The sequence below is a fragment of the Permianibacter aggregans genome (assembly GCF_009756665.1).
Classification (GTDB): domain Bacteria; phylum Pseudomonadota; class Gammaproteobacteria; order Enterobacterales; family Permianibacteraceae; genus Permianibacter; species Permianibacter aggregans.
Genome location: NZ_CP037953.1, coordinates 3,552,722 through 3,570,737 on the forward strand (window position 1 = coordinate 3,552,722; position 18,016 = coordinate 3,570,737).

The following is an 18,016-nucleotide window of genomic DNA, read 5'->3' on the forward strand; positions in this document are numbered from 1 at the left end:
CCGATGACTCGACGCAAAGAAGCATCGCTGAAAGGCGCCATCATTCTGTCAGCGGTAGCGCACATCGCGCTGCTGACCCTGCTGGCGCTCAATTACGATTTTTGGGATTTACCTCCCGAGCCGGCGACTGCCGAGATTCTGGAAGTCGAAACCATCGATGTTTCCGAAATCAAGCAAATGCAGCGCAAGGCACAGAAAAAGATTGAGGATGCCGAGCGTAAAGAACGTGAACGGCTGGAAGCGATTGAGCGCGCCAAAGAAGACGAGATCCGCAAAGAGCAAGAGCAAAAAGCAGAACAAGCGCGCATTGAACGCCAGCGCGAAGAAGACCGTATTGCCCAAGTAAAAGCGGCGGAGGAAAAGGCCCGCAAGGAAAAAGAGCAGAAAGAGCTCGCGCTGAAAAAAGAGCAGGAAGAGCGCAAGAAGAAGGAAGAGGCAGAGAAGAAACGCAAAGAGGAAGAAGCGCGCAAGAAAAAAGAAGCCGAAGAAAAGAAAAAGCGTGAAGAAGAGGCGCGCAAGAAGAAAGAGGCTGACGAAAAGAGAAAGCGTGAGGAAGAGGCCAAACGCCGAGCCCAGCAGGAAAGTGAGCTGGAAGAGATGATGGCGGCGGAGGCGGAAGCTGCGGCGGCTAGACGCAAAGCGGTCTTGTCGGAAGTCGAGAAATATAAACTTTTGATTTACAACAAGGTCAAACGCAACTGGATCGTGCCGGCCAATCCAATGGGAAGCTGTCGAATCCAAGTTCGTTTAGGCCCGGGTGGAATTGTATTGGATGTAACGGAAGGCATTGGCGATGCCGTGTTATGTCGTTCTGCGGTGGCGGCGGTGAGAAAAGCGGAGCCGCTACCCGTGCCGGAAAATCCGGAAGTGTTTAATGAAATGCGATCCATTACGTTCACGATGGATCCAAAGGATAAAGTGCAACCATGAAATACTTGTGGCAACGTTTTCTGTTGATCTGTGGTGTGATGTCGTGGCTTTCGGTCGCGCACGCCGATTTGGAAATTGTTATCACCGAAGGTTTGGATGATGCCCGGCCAGTGGCCGTTGTGCCGTTTGCCTGGCAGGGCTCAACCGCAGAACCACCGCAGGATATCGGCAATATCATTGCTCGCGATTTGGAGCGCTCGGGACGTTTTCGCCCGTTATCGCTAATGAATTTGCCGGAGCGGCCGACTCGCGCCGGTGATGTGAACCTGAGCAAATGGCGTACGCTCGGCATTGAAGCGGTGGTCGTCGGTCGCATCACCGAAACCGCACCAGGCCAATATCAGGTTGGTTTTGAACTGGTTGATGTGTTCAAAGGCAAGGGCCAGGGCGCCGGTAACCTGACCTTGAGTGGTGGTGAATTGATCTCCGGCGCTGGCAACGTCATCGAAGCCCGTCAGCATCTGGTGCAGAATGCTGGCCTGCGCATGCATGCGCACCGCATCGCCGATATCGTTTATGAAAAATTGACTGGCGTGCGTGGCGCGTTCGCTACCTATATTGCTTACGTCAACGTCGATCACAGCGATTCGCGTTATCCGTTCAAGCTCTACATGGCCGATTCTGATGATTACAACCCGCGTTTGATGGCGCAGAGCCGCGAACCGATCATGTCGCCGGCCTGGTCGCGTGACTCGAAAAAATTGGCCTACGTCAGCTTTGAAGGCGGTCGCTCACAAATCGTTGTGCAGGAGCTCGCTACCGGCAATCGCCAGACAGTGGCATCGTTTGCCGGCATCAATGGCGCGCCAAGCTGGTCGCCGGATGGCACCAAGATGGCAATGACCTTGTCGTATGAAGGCAATGCCGAGGTCTATATCTACGATTTGGCCACGCGTACGACGAAGCGGATAACGGTTTCCAGCGCAGCCGAAACCGACCCGATGTTCGCGCCGGACGGAAAACATCTCTACTACACCTCGGATCGCGGTGGTCGTCCGCAGATCTATCGCACTCATCTGGCTTCGGGTCAGGTCGAGCGGGTGACGTTCGAAGGCACCTACAATTCCGAGCCACGCTTCAATGGCGATCCGAACAAAATGGTGTTCGTGAACCAAACTGATGGCCAATATCGGGTATCGATCATGGATTTGCGCACAAAAACCATGCAAATTCTCACTGATACGCAATTAGATCAGTCGCCAACCTTGGCACCGAACGGCAGCATGGTAATATATGCGACCATTTACCAGGGACGGCAGATGCTGGCAGCCGTATCGACCGATGGTCGTTTCAAGGCCAGACTGCAGGCACGCAAGGGTGAAGTACGGGCTCCGGCGTGGTCTCCCTTTTTGGATTTCTGACCTCCTTTGAGCTGATGTGGGGCTCGAAGGTGGTTTTTATTTTTCCACACACAACTCTAGGCAGGAGTCAACAATGTCAATGAAGCACATCTATAAAAGTGTTGTCGTTGCCCTAATGGTAGCCGGTTTGGCTGCTTGCGCCAGCAAGCAAACTGAAACCGAAGGCCAAAGCACGCAGCCGGTCGTTCAAGAAACTACTACTCAACCAGTGCAAACTGGCCCGAGCGCAGAAGAACTCGCCCGTCTGCAAGACATCGAAGCCCGTAAAGCGCGCGTCGTGTATTTCGACTTCGATGATTCCACCGTCAAGCCGGAAGCCCGCGATCTGCTGGCCCTGCACGGCGCGTTCCTGGCCAAAAATCCTGGCCTGAACGTCACCGTTGAAGGTCATTGCGATGAGCGTGGCACGCCAGAGTACAACGTCGCCCTGGGCGAGCGTCGTGCCAAAGCCGTTGCTCAAGTTCTGATGAGCTATGGTGTTCAGGCTTCGCAAATCAAGACCATTTCCTACGGCGAAGAAAAGCCGGCGGTTCTGGGTCATAACGAAGCTGCTTGGGAAAAGAACCGTCGTGGCGTTCTCGTTTACGAAGGTTAATCTCCGTCGCTTCACCAGCGTGATGGCCGTTTCGGCCATCACTGCCTGGGCGACGCCGACGTTTGCTGCAGCACCGGTGGTCAATGCCTCTTCCGGTGGCGGCAGTGCTGCAGATGCGCGCATTCAATCGCTGGAGCAGCAAGTCGAAGTGCGTAACCGCGTCATTGCGGATATGCAAATTCAAATTACCACCCTGCAAGAAGAGCTGCGCATGCTGCGTGGCCAAGTCGAAGAGCAGGAATTCAAGCTTTCCCAAATTCTGGATCGACAGCGCGATCTGTATCGCGATATCGACAGTCGTTTGTCGGCGCTGAATCAAGCCAGCACGCCATCGCTGCCAGCAGCCAACACGACAACCCCAACGACAACGGCTGAGCAACCGGTCACCACGGTGACCGCGCAAGTGGCGACGACGACGGCGAAAAATACCGTCAGCGCCAAGGATGCCCAGTCGGAAGCGGCGGCCTACGATGCCATTTTCCCGCTGGTGCGCAATCGTCAGTACGCTGAAGCGGTGACGGCTTATCAGGATTTTCTGAAAACCTATCCGAACGGCAAGAACGCGCAAAACGCCCATTACTGGCTTGGTCAGGTCTATTACGTCACCAGTCAGTGGGAAGAAGCGGAAACGCAATTCAAGGTGGTGGCAACGCGTTATGTGGATTCATCGCGCGCTTCCGATGCCTTGTTGAAGCTTGGCGAAATTGAAAAGCGTCGCGGCAATGCTGATGCGGCGCGTGCCTATTTCCAACAGGTGCTCAGCAAATATGCCGGCACCAGCGCAGCGCAAGCCGCACAAAAAAGTCTGCAGGATCTGCGTTAACGAACGGCTGAATGTCGCGTCGGTAAAAGCCGGCGCGGATCGGCAGTTTTACTCATATGTTTGATTGGCGCAGGTTGGCGCTCTGTGATGTCTGAACGTCTCCGAATTACCGAAATTTTCCACTCGCTGCAGGGCGAGGCACGTACGGTTGGCTTGCCGACCGTGTTCGTCCGTTTGACCGGTTGTCCACTACGCTGCCACTACTGTGATAGCGAATACGCTTTTTATGGTGGTGAATATCGCGAGATGGACGAGGTCATCGCCTCAGTGCAATCGTTCGGCGCGCGTCATGTTTGCGTAACCGGTGGTGAACCATTGGCGCAAAAAGCCTGTATCCCGCTGCTGCAAAAATTGTGCGATCTCGGTTATCAGGTGTCGTTGGAAACCAGCGGTGCGATGGACATCAGCGACGTCGATCCGCGGGTGTCGCGTGTCGTGGATATCAAGACGCCGGACTCCGGGGAAGTCGATAAAAACCGTTGGCAGAATCTGCCGTTGTTGACCACCAATGATCAAATCAAATTCGTGTTGTGCTCGCGCCAGGATTACGATTGGGCCCGGATGATCTGCGATCACCACCAGCTCTGGGACAAAACCGAATTGCTGTTTTCGCCGAGTTTTCAGCAACTGCCATTGAAGTCACTGGCCGAATGGATACTCGCTGATCGTCTGCCGGTGCGGATGCAGGTGCAGTTGCATAAATTTATCTGGGGCGATGTTCCCGGTCATTGAGAGTAGTGTGATGTCTAACGTGCGATGCGCCGTAGTCTTGTTGTCTGGCGGCCTGGATTCCACCACCTGTCTGGCGATGGCGAAAGCCGCCGGTTTTGCTTGCTACGCGCTGAGTTTTCGCTATGGTCAACGTTCGGCTCAAGAGATTGTTTTCGCCGAGCGCATTGCTCGCGCCAATGGCGTGATGGAACACAAAGTCATTGATCTGGATTTATCGCAAATCGGCGGTTCGGCACTGACCGATCATCGCATTGCCGTGCCGGAGTCGCCTACCAGCGGTATTCCGGTTACTTATGTGCCGGCACGCAACACAGTGTTCCTATCAATTGCACTGGGCTGGGCCGAAGTGCTCGGCGCTGACGCGATTTATACCGGCGTCAACGCCGTCGATTATTCCGGCTACCCGGATTGTCGCCCGGACTACATCGCCGCGTTTGAAAAGATGGCCAATCTCGCCACCCGCGCAGGTGTTGAAGGGCATCGTTTGCGCATCGAAACACCGCTGATTCAGCTCAGCAAAGCGCAAATCATTCAGGCGGGTTTGACGCTTGGTGTCGATTACTCGCTGACCGTTTCCTGCTATCAGGCTAATGATGCCGGGCAGGCCTGTGGTCGCTGCGATGCCTGCCGCTTGCGTCGTCAAGGCTTTACCGACGCCGGTATCACTGACCCGACGCTATATCGAACCTGAGCAAATGGTGAGGCCTCAGTAACTGTGACGCCGTTCACAGTGAGTAATGCCTGGCTTTCTCTAGGATCGCACGGAACTCGATAAAAACCCCCGACCCAACAGGATGTGCGAGCCGTACTCAGCGGCCATGTGTCGGAGCATTGATCAGCAATGATGTCGGAACAACGGAGGTTCGGATGGGCATTTCTGCCGCGCGTATCGCGCTAATTCTGGTATTCGGTTTTGGCTTTTCTTCCCTGACGATCGCGCAAAACAACGAAGCGATGGCGTTTGACTGGCCGCAATTTCTGCAAGCCAGCGCCCGCCGTTTTGAAGCCCTGCATGAACGGCAATTGATGTCAGTCGCGGCCAGTCCTGAATGCGAACAAGTCAACGGTGCAGAGCATTTTGCCCGTTGTTTGCACCAGGATGTGTTTGTCCGCCAGTCGATTGAATCCAGCGGCCTCAGCATTGAGCAATACGTGCGGCATTGGCAGGCACTGCAGCAAGAACCGAAACGGCATCGCGTGCACGATCGCGAGTATCAGCGCCTGCGGCAACAATTTTCTTCGAGCAATCTCAGCGCAGCTCCCTGACACAAGCCGGCACTTTTGGTGAACACTGTGGCCGCGGATTGCGCATAGTTTCGGCAAAAAAACTCGATTACACTGCCCGGCTTGCTAATGCCTGGAAGAGTGGGGCGCATGGGCTCAACACTGGGGCTGTACCTTTCCGCCGTGATCATCTGGGGTTCGACTTGGCTGGTGATCACCTATCAGCTCGGTGTCGTGGCGCCGGAAGCCAGCATCGTTTATCGCTTTGGCATGGCTTCGGCACTGATGCTGCTGTGGAGCTTGGTACGCGGCAAATCGCTGAAATTTTCCGCCGCTGAACATCGATTGTTTGCCGCTCAAGGTCTGTTTCTGTTTTGCATCAACTACGCGCTTTTCTACCACAGTGAGCGTTTCATCAGCTCCGGTCTGGTGGCGCTGATCTGCTCAGGCATGGCGTTCTTCAATATGTTCGGCATGCGTTTGGTCTATGGCCAACCGATCCAGCACAAAGTCGCGATTGGCTCCAGTCTCGGCGTACTCGGGATCGTGTTGGTGTTTTGGCCAGAACTGGCCGGATTCGATGCCAATATCCATGCCTGGCTTGGCGTTATGCTGGCGTCTATCGCCACCGTAAGTGCCTCTTGTGGCAACCTGGTCAGCGTTGCCCAGCGGCGCAGGCAATTGCCGGTCGTGCAATCGACCGCTTGGGCGATGGCCTGGGGTACGCTGTTCACGCTCGTTTATGCGCTGGCGGCCGGTATTGAATTCACCATTGAATGGAACGCCCGCTATCTGGGCTCTTTGTTCTATTTGGTGATTCTGGGCTCGATTGCGGCGTTCATGAGCTATTTGACGCTGATTGCCAAGGTTGGCGCCGACAAGGCCGCCTATGTCAATGTCACGGTGCCGATCGTCGCTTTACTGCTTTCCACGCTTTTGGAAGGCTTTACCTGGCATACGCTGACCTTCGTCGGTGTGGCGTTATCCGTCCTCGGTAACCTGCTGGTCATGGCGCCCGGCTGGCGTCAGCTCTGGACTCGGCGCGCCGCCTGACTCTTCAGTGCAGCTATCGCTGCACTGCCGCACATACGGTATAATTACCCGTTTTCCCAAGGGCAACCTGCACAGGTTGCCCATTTTCTACCGAAACTTTTTGTTCCTGGAGTGAATCAATGGCTGTTGAACGCACCTTATCCATCGTTAAACCGGACGCTGTCGGCAAGAACGTCATTGGCGAAATCTTTTCGCGCTTTGAACGTGCCGGTCTGAAAATCGTTGCGACCAAGATGATGCATCTGTCGAAAGAAAAAGCGGAAGGTTTTTACGCTGAACACAAAGAGCGTCCGTTCTTCGGTGCACTGGTCAGCTTCATGACCTCGGGCCCGGTTGTGGTATCGGTGCTGGAAGGCGAGAACGCTGTGATTCGTCACCGCGAAATTCTCGGCGCCACCGATCCGAAGAAAGCCGCTGCCGGCACCATCCGTGCTGATTACGCGGTTTCGGTTGACGAAAACGCGACTCACGGTTCCGACAGCACCACGTCGGCCGAGCGCGAAATCAATTACTTCTTCAGCAAAGAAGAAGTCTGCCCGCGCACGCGCTAAGCAGGTGTTACGCGGGATCGTGGCAGCATGATCCCGCGCATGTATTTTAAGTTGAGGTGGTAGAGCATGAACACGGTTGCCGAATCCCATTTGCCGAAAACCAATCTGCTGGGTCTTGATGCAAAAGGAATGGCGAACTTTTTCGAGTCGATCGGCGAAAAGCCGTTTCGTGCCACCCAGCTGATCAAATGGATACACCAGTTTGGCGTCGATGATTTCGACGCGATGAGCAATATCAGCAAGGCGCTGCGCGAAAAGCTGGCTGAGGTTGCCGAAATCCGTGGCCCGGAAGTGGTCACCGAACAGATGTCGGCGGACGGCACGATCAAATGGGCGTTGCGCATTGATGGTGGCCAGCTGGTCGAAACCGTTTTTATTCCAGAGCGCGATCGCGGCACGCTCTGCGTTTCTTCACAGGTTGGCTGCGCGCTCGATTGCGCGTTTTGCTCAACGGCCCAGCAGGGCTTCAATCGCAATCTCGAAGTGCATGAAATCATCGGCCAGGTCTGGCTGGCGGCTCGACGTTTAGGCGCGCTGCGCACCACCGGTGAACGCAAAGTCACCAACGTCGTGATGATGGGCATGGGCGAGCCACTGCTGAATTTTGATAACGTCGTCGCGGCGATGCAGCTGATGCTTGACGATAATGCCTACGGTTTGTCGAAGCGGCGCGTGACGCTGTCCACCTCTGGCGTTGTGCCGGGTCTGGACAAGCTGCGTGAAAGCATCGATGTCGCATTGGCCATTTCTCTGCATGCACCGGATAACGCGCTGCGTGATGAGCTGGTGCCGATCAATCGCAAATACCCGATTGAAGTGCTGATACCGGCGGTACAGCGCTATGTCGACGAATCCAACGCGGCGCGCAAAGTCACCATCGAATACGTCATGCTCAAAGGTGTCAACGACAGCGATGAGCAGGCTCGTGCGCTGGCGCGCTTGTTAAAAGATATACCGAGCAAAATAAATCTGATACCGTTCAACCCGTTTCCGCGCACCCGATTCGAGTGTTCGAGTGACGAACGTATCGAGCGCTTTGGCGACATTCTGATGCAGGCCGGTTACACCGTGATCACCCGTCGCACCCGCGGCGATGATATCGATGCCGCCTGCGGCCAGTTGGTCGGCAAAGTCAACGATCGCACCCGTCGCTCCCAGCGCAACCAGGCGCAGGCCAATGACCCGGCCCAGTCGATTCCGGTGCAGCAGATTTCGCTCTGAACGATTTCGCCGTAACGCTATCGACGTAGGAAGTGACGATGATTCGAATTGTGGTTTCCGTGCTCGTGCTGGCGCTCAGTGCTTGTGCCAGCCAACCAACCAGCCGCACTGCGGCGGCAACGACCGAAAACAAAGCCGCGACCGAGCGCCTGAACGCTGGCTGGGGTTACATGGGCGCCGGCAATTTCCAGCGCGCCAAATATCATCTTGACCGCGCTCTGGAGCACGACCCGAAAAATGCCAGGGTGCATGCGGCACTGGGCCATTATTACGCCGAAGTGGGCGAGAAAAAGCGCGCCAACGAGGCCTTTGAGGAATCGATCCGCCTGGACCGCAACGACGGTGACAACCTGAATCTCTATGGTGTGTTTCTGTGCCGCGAAGGCAAATACGCTGCCGCCGAAGATCAGTTCAAGCGGGCGATGAATCTGAAGTCCTATAACAATATCGCCGCGACGCTGGAAAACGCCGGTTTGTGTGCGCTCAGAAGCGGCAACGACGAAAAAGCCGAAGAGCATTTTCAGCGCGCGGTACGCCATAACCCGAAACAACCCGACGCGCTGCTGGAACTGGGCTATCTGGAATTCAACAAAGGCAATCTGGTTCGGGCTCGTTCTTATCTCGATCGTTATGTCGGTGCATCCACCGATACCGCTCGTTCTTTATGGCTGGGTGTACAACTGGCCAACGCGCAGGGTGACAAGGATATGGTCGCCAGCTGGGGTTTGAAATTGGAGCGACTGTTCCCGGAATCGGAAGAGGCAATCCAGTACGCAGACAAACGTAAACAATGGCGGAATTAACAGCAAACGACGTGGAAAACCCGGTTCACAGCTCAGCCGGACAACGGCTGCGTAGTGCACGTGAAGCCCAGCAATATACGCTGGAGCAGGCTTCCCGGCATTTGCACCTGGACATCCAGACGCTGACCAGCATCGAAGCCGATGAAACCCCGGATCATATTCCCGTCACCTATTTGCGCGGCTATTTGCGCGCTTACGCGAAATGGCTGGATCTGCCTTCCGAGGAAATCGTTGCCGAGTTCAATCGCAAGCACGAAGACACCACCACGCTGACTGGCCTGCAAAGCTTGTCGGCGCTGCCTGCCAGCAGCCATGGTGGCGGCGGTGGCAACTGGCTGAAGCCGGTGCTGATTGGAGTGGTGCTATTGGCTGCCGTTGGTGCCGGGGTATTTTTGTTGCCGGGTCTTTGGCAGTCACTGGCGCCAATGCTCAGCAGCGACAAGGAAACCTTGAGCGAGCCGGCAAGCCAATCGTTAAGTGAAGGCTCCTTGCCGTTGAACCTGGCACCGATTGAGCCGACCCCGGAAGAAATTCCGGCGGCGGTGCCCACAGCCGAAGAGCTGGCCGGCACCACGACGTCGACAACCGCGCCGGCGGCGACAACGCCCACGACGACAGCTTCTGCAACCGAAAGCACGAGCGCTACTGCTGAGCCATTGCCGGGTACCGCCGAGGTGCTGCAATTCAATTTCAATAGTGAATGCTGGGTGCGTGTCACCGATGCCAACGATGAAGTGTTGGCCATTGGTACCAAGCCCGCCGGCCATCGGATGCGAGTCGCCGGCCCGGCGCCACTGACGGTGGTGCTCGGTAACCCGACCGGTGTTGAGCTGCTGCATAATGGCCGTCCGGTCGATTTGAGTGGTTACCCGACCGCGCGCTCGGCCACCGTCACGATCAATGCCTTAACCCGCGAGTAACGCGAATCATGAAAGTGCAAAGCTGGATCCAGCGTCGTCCCACCCGTCAGATCAAGGTCGGCAATGTGCTGATCGGCGGTGATGCCCCGATCAGCGTGCAGAGCATGACCAACACCGAAACCACTGAGGTCGAGGCGACGGTCAAACAGATTCAACAACTGGCCAATGCTGGCGCCGATATCGTGCGCGTGTCGGTGCCAACGATGGACGCGGCCGAAGCGTTCAAGCTGATTCGCCAGCAATCGCCAGTGCCGCTGGTTGCCGATATCCATTTCGATTACCGCATCGCGCTGAAAGTCGCCGATTACGGCGTCGACTGCCTGCGCATCAATCCGGGCAATATCGGCAAAGAAGAGCGCATTCGCGCTGTCGTCGAAGCGGCGCGTGATCGCGGTATTCCGATTCGTATCGGCGTCAACGCCGGTTCGCTGGAAAAAGAACTGCAGGAAAAATACGGCGAGCCGACACCGGAAGCGCTGGTTGAATCGGCGTTCCGTCATATCGACATTCTCGATCGCCTGAACTTTCACGATTTCAAAGTCAGCGTCAAAGCCTCGAACGTGTATATGGCGGTGCACGCTTATCGCTTGCTGTCGAAGCAAATCGACAATCCGCTGCATTTGGGCATCACCGAGGCTGGCGGTTTTCGCTCCGGCTCGGTGAAATCGGCGATTGGCCTCGGCATGCTGCTGGCCGAGGGCATTGGCGACACGATTCGCGTGTCACTGGCCGCTGACCCGGTCGAAGAAGTCAAAGTCGGCTGGGATATTCTGAAGTCGCTGAATCTGCGTACCCGTGGCGTCAATATCATTGCTTGCCCGACGTGTTCACGTGCCGAATTCGATGTTATCGCGACCGTCAATGAGCTGGAACGTCGGCTGGAAGATGTGCGCTTGCCGCTTGATGTGTCGGTCATCGGTTGCGTCGTCAACGGCCCTGGTGAAGCCTCGGAGTCCGATGTCGGACTGACCGGCGGTTTCAGCGGTTCAATGTTGTACAACGATGGCGAAAAGCAGGAAAAAATTCCCAACGACCAGATTCTTGAGCGGCTGGAAAAAGCCGTGCGGCTGAAAGTCGCCGAGCGCGAGCAACTGATTCATAGCGCCAGCAAAGGTGCGCCAGTGTTGAAAGTGGAAAATCAATAAGCGACAGGATTGAAACCAACACCCCAGTCGCATTCAAAGGTTTGTCATGAGCAAAATCCAATCCGTGCGCGGCATGAACGATGTGCTGCCGGCACAATCGCCGACTTGGCAAAAACTCGAAAGTGCCTTGCGTACATTGATGGGTCAATACGGTTACGAAGAAATCCGTATGCCGATCGTCGAGAAAACCCAGTTGTTCGCGCGCGCGGTCGGTGAAGTCACCGATATCGTAGAAAAGGAAATGTACACCTTTGTCGATCGCGACAAGGAATCATTGAGTTTGCGTCCGGAAGGTACGGCCAGTTGTGTGCGTGCCGGCATTGAACATGGGCTTTTATACAATCAGGAGCAGCGGCTCTGGTACATGGGCCCGATGTTCCGTCACGAACGTCCGCAGAAAGGCCGTTATCGCCAATTTCACCAGCTTGGTGTGGAAACTTTTGGTATTCCAGGGCCGGATGTCGATGCCGAATTGATTCTGATGACCGCGCGTCTGTGGCGCGAACTCGGCTTTGCTGACAAGGTTGTGCTGCATATCAACAGCCTTGGCTCCAATGAAGCGCGCAATGCCTATCGCGCCGCGCTCGTGGACTACTTGCGCCAGCACGAATCGGTGCTCGATGAAGACTGCAAGCGCCGACTGGAAACCAATCCGCTGCGTGTACTCGACAGCAAAAATCCGGATGTGCAGGCGGTGCTGAACCATGCACCGCGTCTGCTTGACTGTCTCGATGCCGAATCGAAAGCGCATTTCGACGGTTTGTGCGCGCTGCTCGACGCCAATGGCGTTGACTACGTCGTCAACCCGAAACTGGTGCGTGGTCTTGATTACTACAACCGCACGGTGTTCGAGTGGATGACCGATGCGCTCGGCGCGCAAGGCACCATCTGCGGCGGCGGTCGTTACGATGGCTTGGTCGAACAGCTCGGCGGCCATGCGACGACCGCTTGTGGTTTCGCGATGGGTCTGGAGCGGCTGGTGCTGCTGATGGAAACCTTGAGCGGCACCGAGTCGCCGCGGGTGGCCGATGTCTTTGTCGTCGCGCTAGGCGAAACGGCGCAAGTGAAAGCGATGCAGCTCAGCGAGCAGTTGCGCAGCGACACCGCGTTACGGGTACAACTGTGCCATGGTGGCGGTAATCTGAAAAAACAGATGAAAAAAGCCGACCGCAGCGGCGCGCTGTTCGCGATTATTCTCGGCGATTCCGAGCTGGAACGTGGCGTTGCCGCGATCAAGTCTCTACGAATCGACGCAGAACAGATAGAATGCCCGCTTTCCGAATTGGCCAGCCGGCTGGTTCAGTCAATGAAAACCGCATAAATGCCGGTAAGCCCGGTAGTGAAGGAGTGCAGTGGTGGACGAAATTCTGACCGAAGAACAACAACTTGAGAAAGTGCGCCAGTGGTGGAAAGACAATGGCGTCTCGGTGGTGCTGGGCCTGGTGTTGGGCCTTGGTGCACTGGCGGGCTGGCGTTTTTGGCAGTCGCACCAGAGCGAAACAGCGATGTCAGCTTCTGCAGCGTTTGAGCAGGTGGTGAAACTTTCCGAACAAGCCGACAAGAAAGCCGAGTTCGTGGCGGCGGCCGAAGCACTGGCCAAAGACCATCAAGGCACGGTTTACGCCCAGTTTGGCCAGCTCTACCTGGCGCGCGCGTCAGTCAATGATGCGGATTTGGACAAAGCGGCCGGCTTGTTGCAGGCGGTAGTCAATGAAGCCGCCCACCCGGCACTGAAGCATACGGCGACACTGCGTCTGGCCCGTATTCGCCTTGCCCAGGGCAATGCCGAGCAAGCACTGCAACTGGCGCAAATCAGTAAGGATGATGCCGGTACTTACCATGGTGCTTACGCCATGGTCCGTGGTGATGCGCTGCTGGCACTGAACCGTGAAGCCGAAGCGCATGCAGCGTTTGAAGAAGCGAAAGCGGCTGGCGATGTCATCGCCACCCATCCGGAACTGGATCTGAAACTCGATGTCACATCGCTCTGATGTTCGAGCGGGATAAAAAATCAATGAAATTATCGTTCCGCGCTGCCGGTCTGGCAGCGCTTTTAGTTGTTACCGTTTCCTGCAGCACTGACGAAGACGCGATTGTGGTGTCGCCGGTGCCGGCTTTCTCGCCAAGTTTTGAGCCGGATGTTCTGTGGACCTATCAGGTTGACACCACCGCCTGGGAAGCGACCAGTAATGGTCTCGGCGCCGCCTGGCGCGCGATTTGGCCCTGGTCGGGTTCTCCTGGCAAAGATCGTCCGCTGGATATCCAGACGCCGGCGCAACTGCAACCGGTGCTGTACCAAGACAAACTCTATGTCGGCAATGGCCGTGGCCTGATGGTGGCGCTCGACAAAGAAGGCAATGAGCATTGGCGCCATTGGCAAGGCGTGCACGCTTCCGGCGGTTTCTCGGCCGGCCTGAATCTGATTGCCTATGGCACGCTGAATGGCGAAGTCATCGCGCTGAATGCCGAAACCGGCGAAGAGCTGTGGCGCAATCTGGTGTCCTCGGAAGTCATTGCCCCGCCGACGGTCGGTGAAGGCAAGGTGGTTGTCCGCACCATCGACGGTCGTTTGTTTGCACTGGACGCTACCAGCGGTGAGCGCTTGTGGCAGGCCGATCGCAATGTGCCGCTGCTGACCCAGCGCGGTACCAGTGCACCGGTATTGGTCGGTGGCATCGTCATTGCAGGTTTCGACAACGGCAAAGTCGCGGCATTTCGCGCCGAAAACGGTCAGCAGTTATGGGAAAAACGCATTGGTCAGCCGACCGGCCGTTCTGAAATCGAACGTATTGCTGATGTCGATTCAACGCCAGTGATTTACGGCACGTCGATGTATGCCGCCAGCTTTAACGGCAGTGTTGTCGCCATTGATTTGCGCAACGGCGAAACCCAGTGGCAGCGTGAGTTGTCGACCTATCAGAACGTTGCGGTCGATTTGCAAACGCTGGTGGTTTCGACCGCGCGCGGTCATGTCACTGCCATTGATCGTCAGTCCGGCTATGTCGTCTGGACCCAGAAAGATCTGGAAAACCGCCGCCTGAGCGCGCCGGCGATTATCGGCGATTACATTGTTGTCGCCGATTTCGAAGGCCAGGTCTACTGGTTGAACCGCACCGATGGCAAATTCGTGTCGCGCTACAAGATTGGCGGCGCTGGCAAAGGCGAAAGTACGCAATATGTCGGCAAGCACACACGCACTGTCAAACTCGACGACAGCGCCAGCGAAAATCCGCTGCAAGCGCCACCGTTGGTATTCGATGGCTTGGTGCTGCTTTACGATAGCGACGACAAGCTGACACTGTTGAAGCTGCCGTAAGCAAAAAGCGCATCGCGCTCGCTTTTATACTACTTTTACATGGCCCCGCCTGCGCGGGGCCTCGGCATTTTTGATGCTGCACAGATCGTTTCAAACCAGGTGAGTTTCATGCTTCCGGTAATTGCCCTTGTTGGCCGCCCCAATGTCGGTAAATCGACATTATTCAATCAACTGACCCGCTCACGCGACGCATTGGTCGCCGATATGCCGGGTCTGACCCGCGATCGCAAATACGGTCATGCCGAATTGCATGGTCATCGCGTGATCCTGATCGACACCGGCGGTATCACCGGCGAAGAAGAAGGCATCGATTGGGAGATGGCCAAGCAATCGCGTCTGGCGATGCAGGAAGCCGATCTGGTTGTGTTTCTCTGCGATGCTCGCGATGGCTTGACCCCGGTTGACGAAGAACTGGCGCAAGAGCTGCGGCAGTTGAACAAAGCTTGTCTGCTGGTCGTCAACAAAATTGACGGCCTGAATCCCGATATCGCGCTGCCGGAGTTTTTTGCGGTGGGTCTTGGCGAGCCAGCAGCGATTGCTGCCGCTCATGGTCGCGGTGTGTCGCTGCTTGGCGAGGCAATGCTGGCCAGGCTGAACCTGGAACCGGTCGCCATTGATGATGAAGAAGGCGAAGCCGCCGAGGAAGCAGTCGATCCAAACCGGCCGGTGCGCATGGCGATTGTTGGTCGCCCGAACGTTGGCAAATCGACGTTGGTTAATCGCTTGCTTGGCGAAGATCGGGTGGTCGTATTTGACCACCCAGGCACCACTCGCGATTCGATTTATATCGATATGGAACGGCGTGGAAAAAAATACACGCTGATCGACACGGCCGGTGTCCGCAAGCGCGGCAAAGTGTTTGAGGCCGTGGAAAAGTTCTCGGTGGTCAAAACTTTGCAGGCGATCGAAGACGCTGATGTCGTTGTGTTGCTGATGGATGCCAGCGAAAACGTCACCGAACAGGATTTGCATTTGCTTGGCTATATCATGGAAGCCGGGCGTGCGGTCGTCATTGCCGCCAATAAATGGGATGGTCTGGATAACGACCAGCGTCAATTGATCAAAGATGAAATCGATCGCCGTTTGGGCTTTGCCGATTTCGCCCGTCTGCATTTTATTTCGGCCTTGCACGGTACCGGTGTCGGTGACTTGTTCGAGTCGGTGCATGAAGCCTTTGATTGCGCCAATCTGTCGGTATCGACCAGCAAGATGACTGATTTGCTGGAGCAAGCCCAGCGCGAATTCCAGGCGCCGCAGGTCAATCGGCGTCGGGTGAAGATGCGTTACGCGCATCTTGGCGGCCACAATCCGTTTCGTATCGTTATTCACGGTACCCAGGTGGCCAGATTACCGATTCATTACCAACGTTATCTGGTCAATTTCTATCGCCGCGAGCTGAAGCTCGTTGGAGCGCCGATCAAACTGGAATTGAAAGACAGTGAGAATCCGTTCAAGGATAAAAAGAATGTGCTGTCCGAGCGTCAGGCCCAGCGCCGTAAGCGAATGATTCGGGCCCGAAAAAAAGGCAAATAACGGAAACAAAAAAACGCTGCCATCGGCAGCGTTTTTTCTTGTCCATTAAAGTGCAACGTCAAACTTTGATATTGGCAATCATCTGATTCAAGCGCGTAGCCAGCGTCGACAGATTGCTGGCGGTGTTGGCGCCGCTGCGGGCGGCATTGGCGCTTTCCTTGGCGCCATCGGCGATGGCGTTGACGTTGCGGGTGATTTCGGTGACCACCGAGTTCTGCTCTTCAGCCGCCGTCGCGATTTGGGTATTCATGTCACGAATACCGGTGACCGAGTCAGCAATCGAGGCCAAACCCTGGCGTGCGCTTTCGCTTTGCTCGGCACTTTCACGTGAGCGTTGGTTGCCATGTTCCATGGCATTGGCCGCATTGTTGGCGCCGACCTGAACGTTCTGGATTATTTGCTGAATTTCGCTGGTCGACTCTTGAGTGCGCTGCGCCAAGTTACGTACTTCATCGGCCACCACTGCAAAGCCACGGCCCTGTTCACCGGCACGCGCCGCTTCAATCGCGGCGTTCAGCGCCAGCAAATTGGTTTGTTCGGCAATGCCTTTAATGACGTCAAGCACCTGACCGATGTTCTTCGTTTCATCACGCAACTGCGCAACGATTTGCGCGGCCGATGCCATTTCATTGGCGAGCTGTTGCGAGATGCCCGAGGACTTAACCATTTGCGCCAGCGCAGTTTCAGTGCCGGTTGCGACATGTTCGGTTTGCTCAGCGGTTTGGTTGGCGTGACGGGCGACTTCCTGAATCGTTGCCGCCATTTCAGTCAGCGCTGAAGCAGCCTGGTGGATCTGGTGTTCGCCTTCGCTGGCATTGCTGGCAATTTGTTGCGCGCCTTGATTGACGGCGCTACTGCTAGTTTGCAATTCACGCGACACTTCGGTGACTTGAGCGGTCAGGTTGGCAACGAATTGGCGGAAGTTTTCCAACTCGCGGGCAATCTCGGCAATCTCGTCTTCACCGACCATATCAACGCGTTTGCGTAGATCACCGGTTGATAACGTTTGCATTTGGTCATTGAGGCTGGCGGCGCGCTGAACAATGCTGCGATTGACGGCCATCTGCAAACCAATCAGCGTCAAAATTGAGATGACGACTATCAAACTGATGATAATCGTAATGCTGGTTTGAGAGCGGCTTTCGATGGCGGCGATTTCTTTGTCAAGTGCTTCGATAAAGCTGGTCAGGGTTTCCTTGACGCCGCGATCTACTCCTTTGACTTCAGCATCAGCGGCGGGGGCGCTATTGCCGGAAGAGACATACACTTGAAAGCCTTTTTCATAGCGAGCTTCGGCACTGGTCAATTGCTTGTCAAACTTTTGCAGTTCATTGATGACCGACGTCAATCCGAGTTTTTCCAGGTTGACATTTAGGGCTTTGACTTGGCGATGAGAGTCTTTTACTTCGTCCTGAAACTGCGACCAATACTTTTCTCGCTGGCTGGCGTCGGCGCCACGCAGCAATACGTTTTTCCATTCCTGAATCGCGGTGCTGAAATGGTTGGTCAGTAGCGCACTTTCTTTTTGTAGTGTCGCGGCCAAGGACAGGTCGTGAATGTAGGAGCCAAGGATCGAGGCTCCTACAATCGCGACGACGGCGAGCGCGCCAACACCGCCGCCAATCAGGAACAGGAACTTGCGACCAATACTGGACTTCGCCGTAGCCATAAGGCCTTACTCCTCTACGTTCATCATGCTCGTCATCACTGTTGTTGGCGTCGCCGAAAAATCGCATAGCGGGGATCAGAGGAGGGGCCGCACGGCACAACCGTTTGCTCTGACTTCGCATGCCGACTCGTCAGCGGCGC

18 protein-coding genes are annotated in these 18,016 nt (G+C 55.8%); 17 read left to right on the forward strand and 1 reads right to left on the reverse strand.

All coding sequences use genetic code 11. From position 1 onward, the window contains the following. Window positions 1-3: 3 nt before the first annotated feature. The 17 genes from tolA (at window position 4) to der (ending at window position 16,207) form a co-directional block, all read left to right on the forward strand. Window positions 4-930, forward strand: coding sequence for a cell envelope integrity protein TolA (gene tolA / locus E2H98_RS16045; protein WP_133590665.1), 927 nt, complete (start codon window positions 4-6; stop codon window positions 928-930). Next, the gene (tolB, locus tag E2H98_RS16050; protein ID WP_133590667.1) at window positions 927-2,291 is read left to right on the forward strand and encodes a Tol-Pal system beta propeller repeat protein TolB; all 1,365 of its coding nucleotides are present in this window, start codon (window positions 927-929) and stop codon (window positions 2,289-2,291) included. The genes tolA and tolB overlap by 4 nt, the downstream gene beginning before the upstream one ends. A gap of 73 nt (window positions 2,292-2,364) precedes the next feature. Then, window positions 2,365-2,886, forward strand: a complete 522-nt coding sequence (gene pal, locus E2H98_RS16055) for a peptidoglycan-associated lipoprotein Pal (RefSeq protein ID WP_133590669.1) — start codon at window positions 2,365-2,367, stop codon at window positions 2,884-2,886. A gap of 22 nt (window positions 2,887-2,908) precedes the next feature. Beyond that, window positions 2,909-3,709: a tol-pal system protein YbgF gene (ybgF, locus tag E2H98_RS16060; RefSeq protein WP_162848176.1), complete on the forward strand. Its 801-nt coding sequence runs from the start codon at window positions 2,909-2,911 to the stop codon at window positions 3,707-3,709. Window positions 3,710-3,796: 87 nt separating this feature from the next. Further along, a complete protein-coding gene (gene queE, locus E2H98_RS16065) occupies window positions 3,797-4,441 on the forward strand; it encodes a 7-carboxy-7-deazaguanine synthase QueE (RefSeq protein ID WP_133590673.1) in 645 nt (214 codons plus the stop codon). A gap of 10 nt (window positions 4,442-4,451) precedes the next feature. Further along, window positions 4,452-5,132, forward strand: coding sequence for a 7-cyano-7-deazaguanine synthase QueC (gene queC, locus E2H98_RS16070; RefSeq protein WP_133590675.1), 681 nt, complete (start codon window positions 4,452-4,454; stop codon window positions 5,130-5,132). 176 nt (window positions 5,133-5,308) lie between these two features. Continuing rightward, window positions 5,309-5,707, forward strand: a complete 399-nt coding sequence (locus tag E2H98_RS16075; RefSeq protein WP_133590677.1) for a hypothetical protein — start codon at window positions 5,309-5,311, stop codon at window positions 5,705-5,707. Window positions 5,708-5,815: 108 nt separating this feature from the next. Then, a complete protein-coding gene (locus tag E2H98_RS16080; RefSeq protein ID WP_162848177.1) occupies window positions 5,816-6,718 on the forward strand; it encodes a DMT family transporter in 903 nt (300 codons plus the stop codon). 119 nt (window positions 6,719-6,837) lie between these two features. Then, on the forward strand, window positions 6,838-7,269 hold the full coding sequence (gene ndk, locus E2H98_RS16085) for a nucleoside-diphosphate kinase (RefSeq protein ID WP_133590680.1): 432 nt from the start codon (window positions 6,838-6,840) through the stop codon (window positions 7,267-7,269). A 66-nt stretch (window positions 7,270-7,335) separates the two neighbouring features. Continuing rightward, a complete protein-coding gene (gene rlmN / locus E2H98_RS16090) occupies window positions 7,336-8,490 on the forward strand; it encodes a 23S rRNA (adenine(2503)-C(2))-methyltransferase RlmN (RefSeq protein WP_133590681.1) in 1,155 nt (384 codons plus the stop codon). A 38-nt stretch (window positions 8,491-8,528) separates the two neighbouring features. Beyond that, the gene (pilW, locus tag E2H98_RS16095; protein ID WP_133590684.1) at window positions 8,529-9,293 is read left to right on the forward strand and encodes a type IV pilus biogenesis/stability protein PilW; all 765 of its coding nucleotides are present in this window, start codon (window positions 8,529-8,531) and stop codon (window positions 9,291-9,293) included. A gap of 11 nt (window positions 9,294-9,304) precedes the next feature. Further along, window positions 9,305-10,213 carry a RodZ domain-containing protein gene (locus tag E2H98_RS16100; RefSeq protein ID WP_162848178.1) on the forward strand — a complete coding sequence of 303 codons (909 nt, stop codon included), beginning with the start codon at window positions 9,305-9,307 and terminating at the stop codon, window positions 10,211-10,213. Between the two features lie 8 nt (window positions 10,214-10,221). Continuing rightward, a complete protein-coding gene (gene ispG, locus E2H98_RS16105; protein ID WP_133590688.1) occupies window positions 10,222-11,358 on the forward strand; it encodes a flavodoxin-dependent (E)-4-hydroxy-3-methylbut-2-enyl-diphosphate synthase in 1,137 nt (378 codons plus the stop codon). A gap of 46 nt (window positions 11,359-11,404) precedes the next feature. After that, on the forward strand, window positions 11,405-12,679 hold the full coding sequence (gene hisS, locus E2H98_RS16110; protein WP_133590690.1) for a histidine--tRNA ligase: 1,275 nt from the start codon (window positions 11,405-11,407) through the stop codon (window positions 12,677-12,679). A 34-nt stretch (window positions 12,680-12,713) separates the two neighbouring features. Beyond that, entirely contained in the window at window positions 12,714-13,349 is a 636-nt protein-coding gene (locus tag E2H98_RS16115) for a YfgM family protein (RefSeq protein ID WP_157591418.1), read from the forward strand. Window positions 13,350-13,372: 23 nt separating this feature from the next. Continuing rightward, window positions 13,373-14,674: an outer membrane protein assembly factor BamB gene (gene bamB, locus E2H98_RS16120; RefSeq protein ID WP_157591419.1), complete on the forward strand. Its 1,302-nt coding sequence runs from the start codon at window positions 13,373-13,375 to the stop codon at window positions 14,672-14,674. Between the two features lie 108 nt (window positions 14,675-14,782). Next, window positions 14,783-16,207 carry a ribosome biogenesis GTPase Der gene (der, locus tag E2H98_RS16125; RefSeq protein ID WP_133590695.1) on the forward strand — a complete coding sequence of 475 codons (1,425 nt, stop codon included), beginning with the start codon at window positions 14,783-14,785 and terminating at the stop codon, window positions 16,205-16,207. Window positions 16,208-16,265: 58 nt separating this feature from the next. Here der and E2H98_RS16130 read toward each other — a convergent pair whose 3' ends face one another. Continuing rightward, on the reverse strand, window positions 16,266-17,876 hold the full coding sequence (locus E2H98_RS16130) for a methyl-accepting chemotaxis protein (RefSeq protein WP_133590697.1): 1,611 nt from the start codon (window positions 17,874-17,876) through the stop codon (window positions 16,266-16,268). Between the last annotated feature and the right edge of the window lie 140 nt (window positions 17,877-18,016).

Bases quoted from the DNA above. Each gene is read 5' to 3' on its own strand.
- tolA (WP_133590665.1), top strand. From the start codon at position 4: ATGACTCGACGCAAAGAAGCATCGCTGAAAGGCGCCATCATTCTGTCA.
- tolB (WP_133590667.1), top strand. From the start codon at position 927: ATGAAATACTTGTGGCAACGTTTTCTGTTGATCTGTGGTGTGATGTCG.
- pal (WP_133590669.1), top strand. From the start codon at position 2,365: ATGTCAATGAAGCACATCTATAAAAGTGTTGTCGTTGCCCTAATGGTA.
- ybgF (WP_162848176.1), top strand. From the start codon at position 2,909: ATGGCCGTTTCGGCCATCACTGCCTGGGCGACGCCGACGTTTGCTGCA.
- queE (WP_133590673.1), top strand. From the start codon at position 3,797: ATGTCTGAACGTCTCCGAATTACCGAAATTTTCCACTCGCTGCAGGGC.
- queC (WP_133590675.1), top strand. From the start codon at position 4,452: ATGTCTAACGTGCGATGCGCCGTAGTCTTGTTGTCTGGCGGCCTGGAT.
- E2H98_RS16075 (WP_133590677.1), top strand. From the start codon at position 5,309: ATGGGCATTTCTGCCGCGCGTATCGCGCTAATTCTGGTATTCGGTTTT.
- E2H98_RS16080 (WP_162848177.1), top strand. From the start codon at position 5,816: ATGGGCTCAACACTGGGGCTGTACCTTTCCGCCGTGATCATCTGGGGT.
- ndk (WP_133590680.1), top strand. From the start codon at position 6,838: ATGGCTGTTGAACGCACCTTATCCATCGTTAAACCGGACGCTGTCGGC.
- rlmN (WP_133590681.1), top strand. From the start codon at position 7,336: ATGAACACGGTTGCCGAATCCCATTTGCCGAAAACCAATCTGCTGGGT.
- pilW (WP_133590684.1), top strand. From the start codon at position 8,529: ATGATTCGAATTGTGGTTTCCGTGCTCGTGCTGGCGCTCAGTGCTTGT.
- ispG (WP_133590688.1), top strand. From the start codon at position 10,222: ATGAAAGTGCAAAGCTGGATCCAGCGTCGTCCCACCCGTCAGATCAAG.
- hisS (WP_133590690.1), top strand. From the start codon at position 11,405: ATGAGCAAAATCCAATCCGTGCGCGGCATGAACGATGTGCTGCCGGCA.
- bamB (WP_157591419.1), top strand. From the start codon at position 13,373: ATGAAATTATCGTTCCGCGCTGCCGGTCTGGCAGCGCTTTTAGTTGTT.
- der (WP_133590695.1), top strand. From the start codon at position 14,783: ATGCTTCCGGTAATTGCCCTTGTTGGCCGCCCCAATGTCGGTAAATCG.
- E2H98_RS16130 (WP_133590697.1), bottom strand. From the start codon at position 17,876: ATGGCTACGGCGAAGTCCAGTATTGGTCGCAAGTTCCTGTTCCTGATT.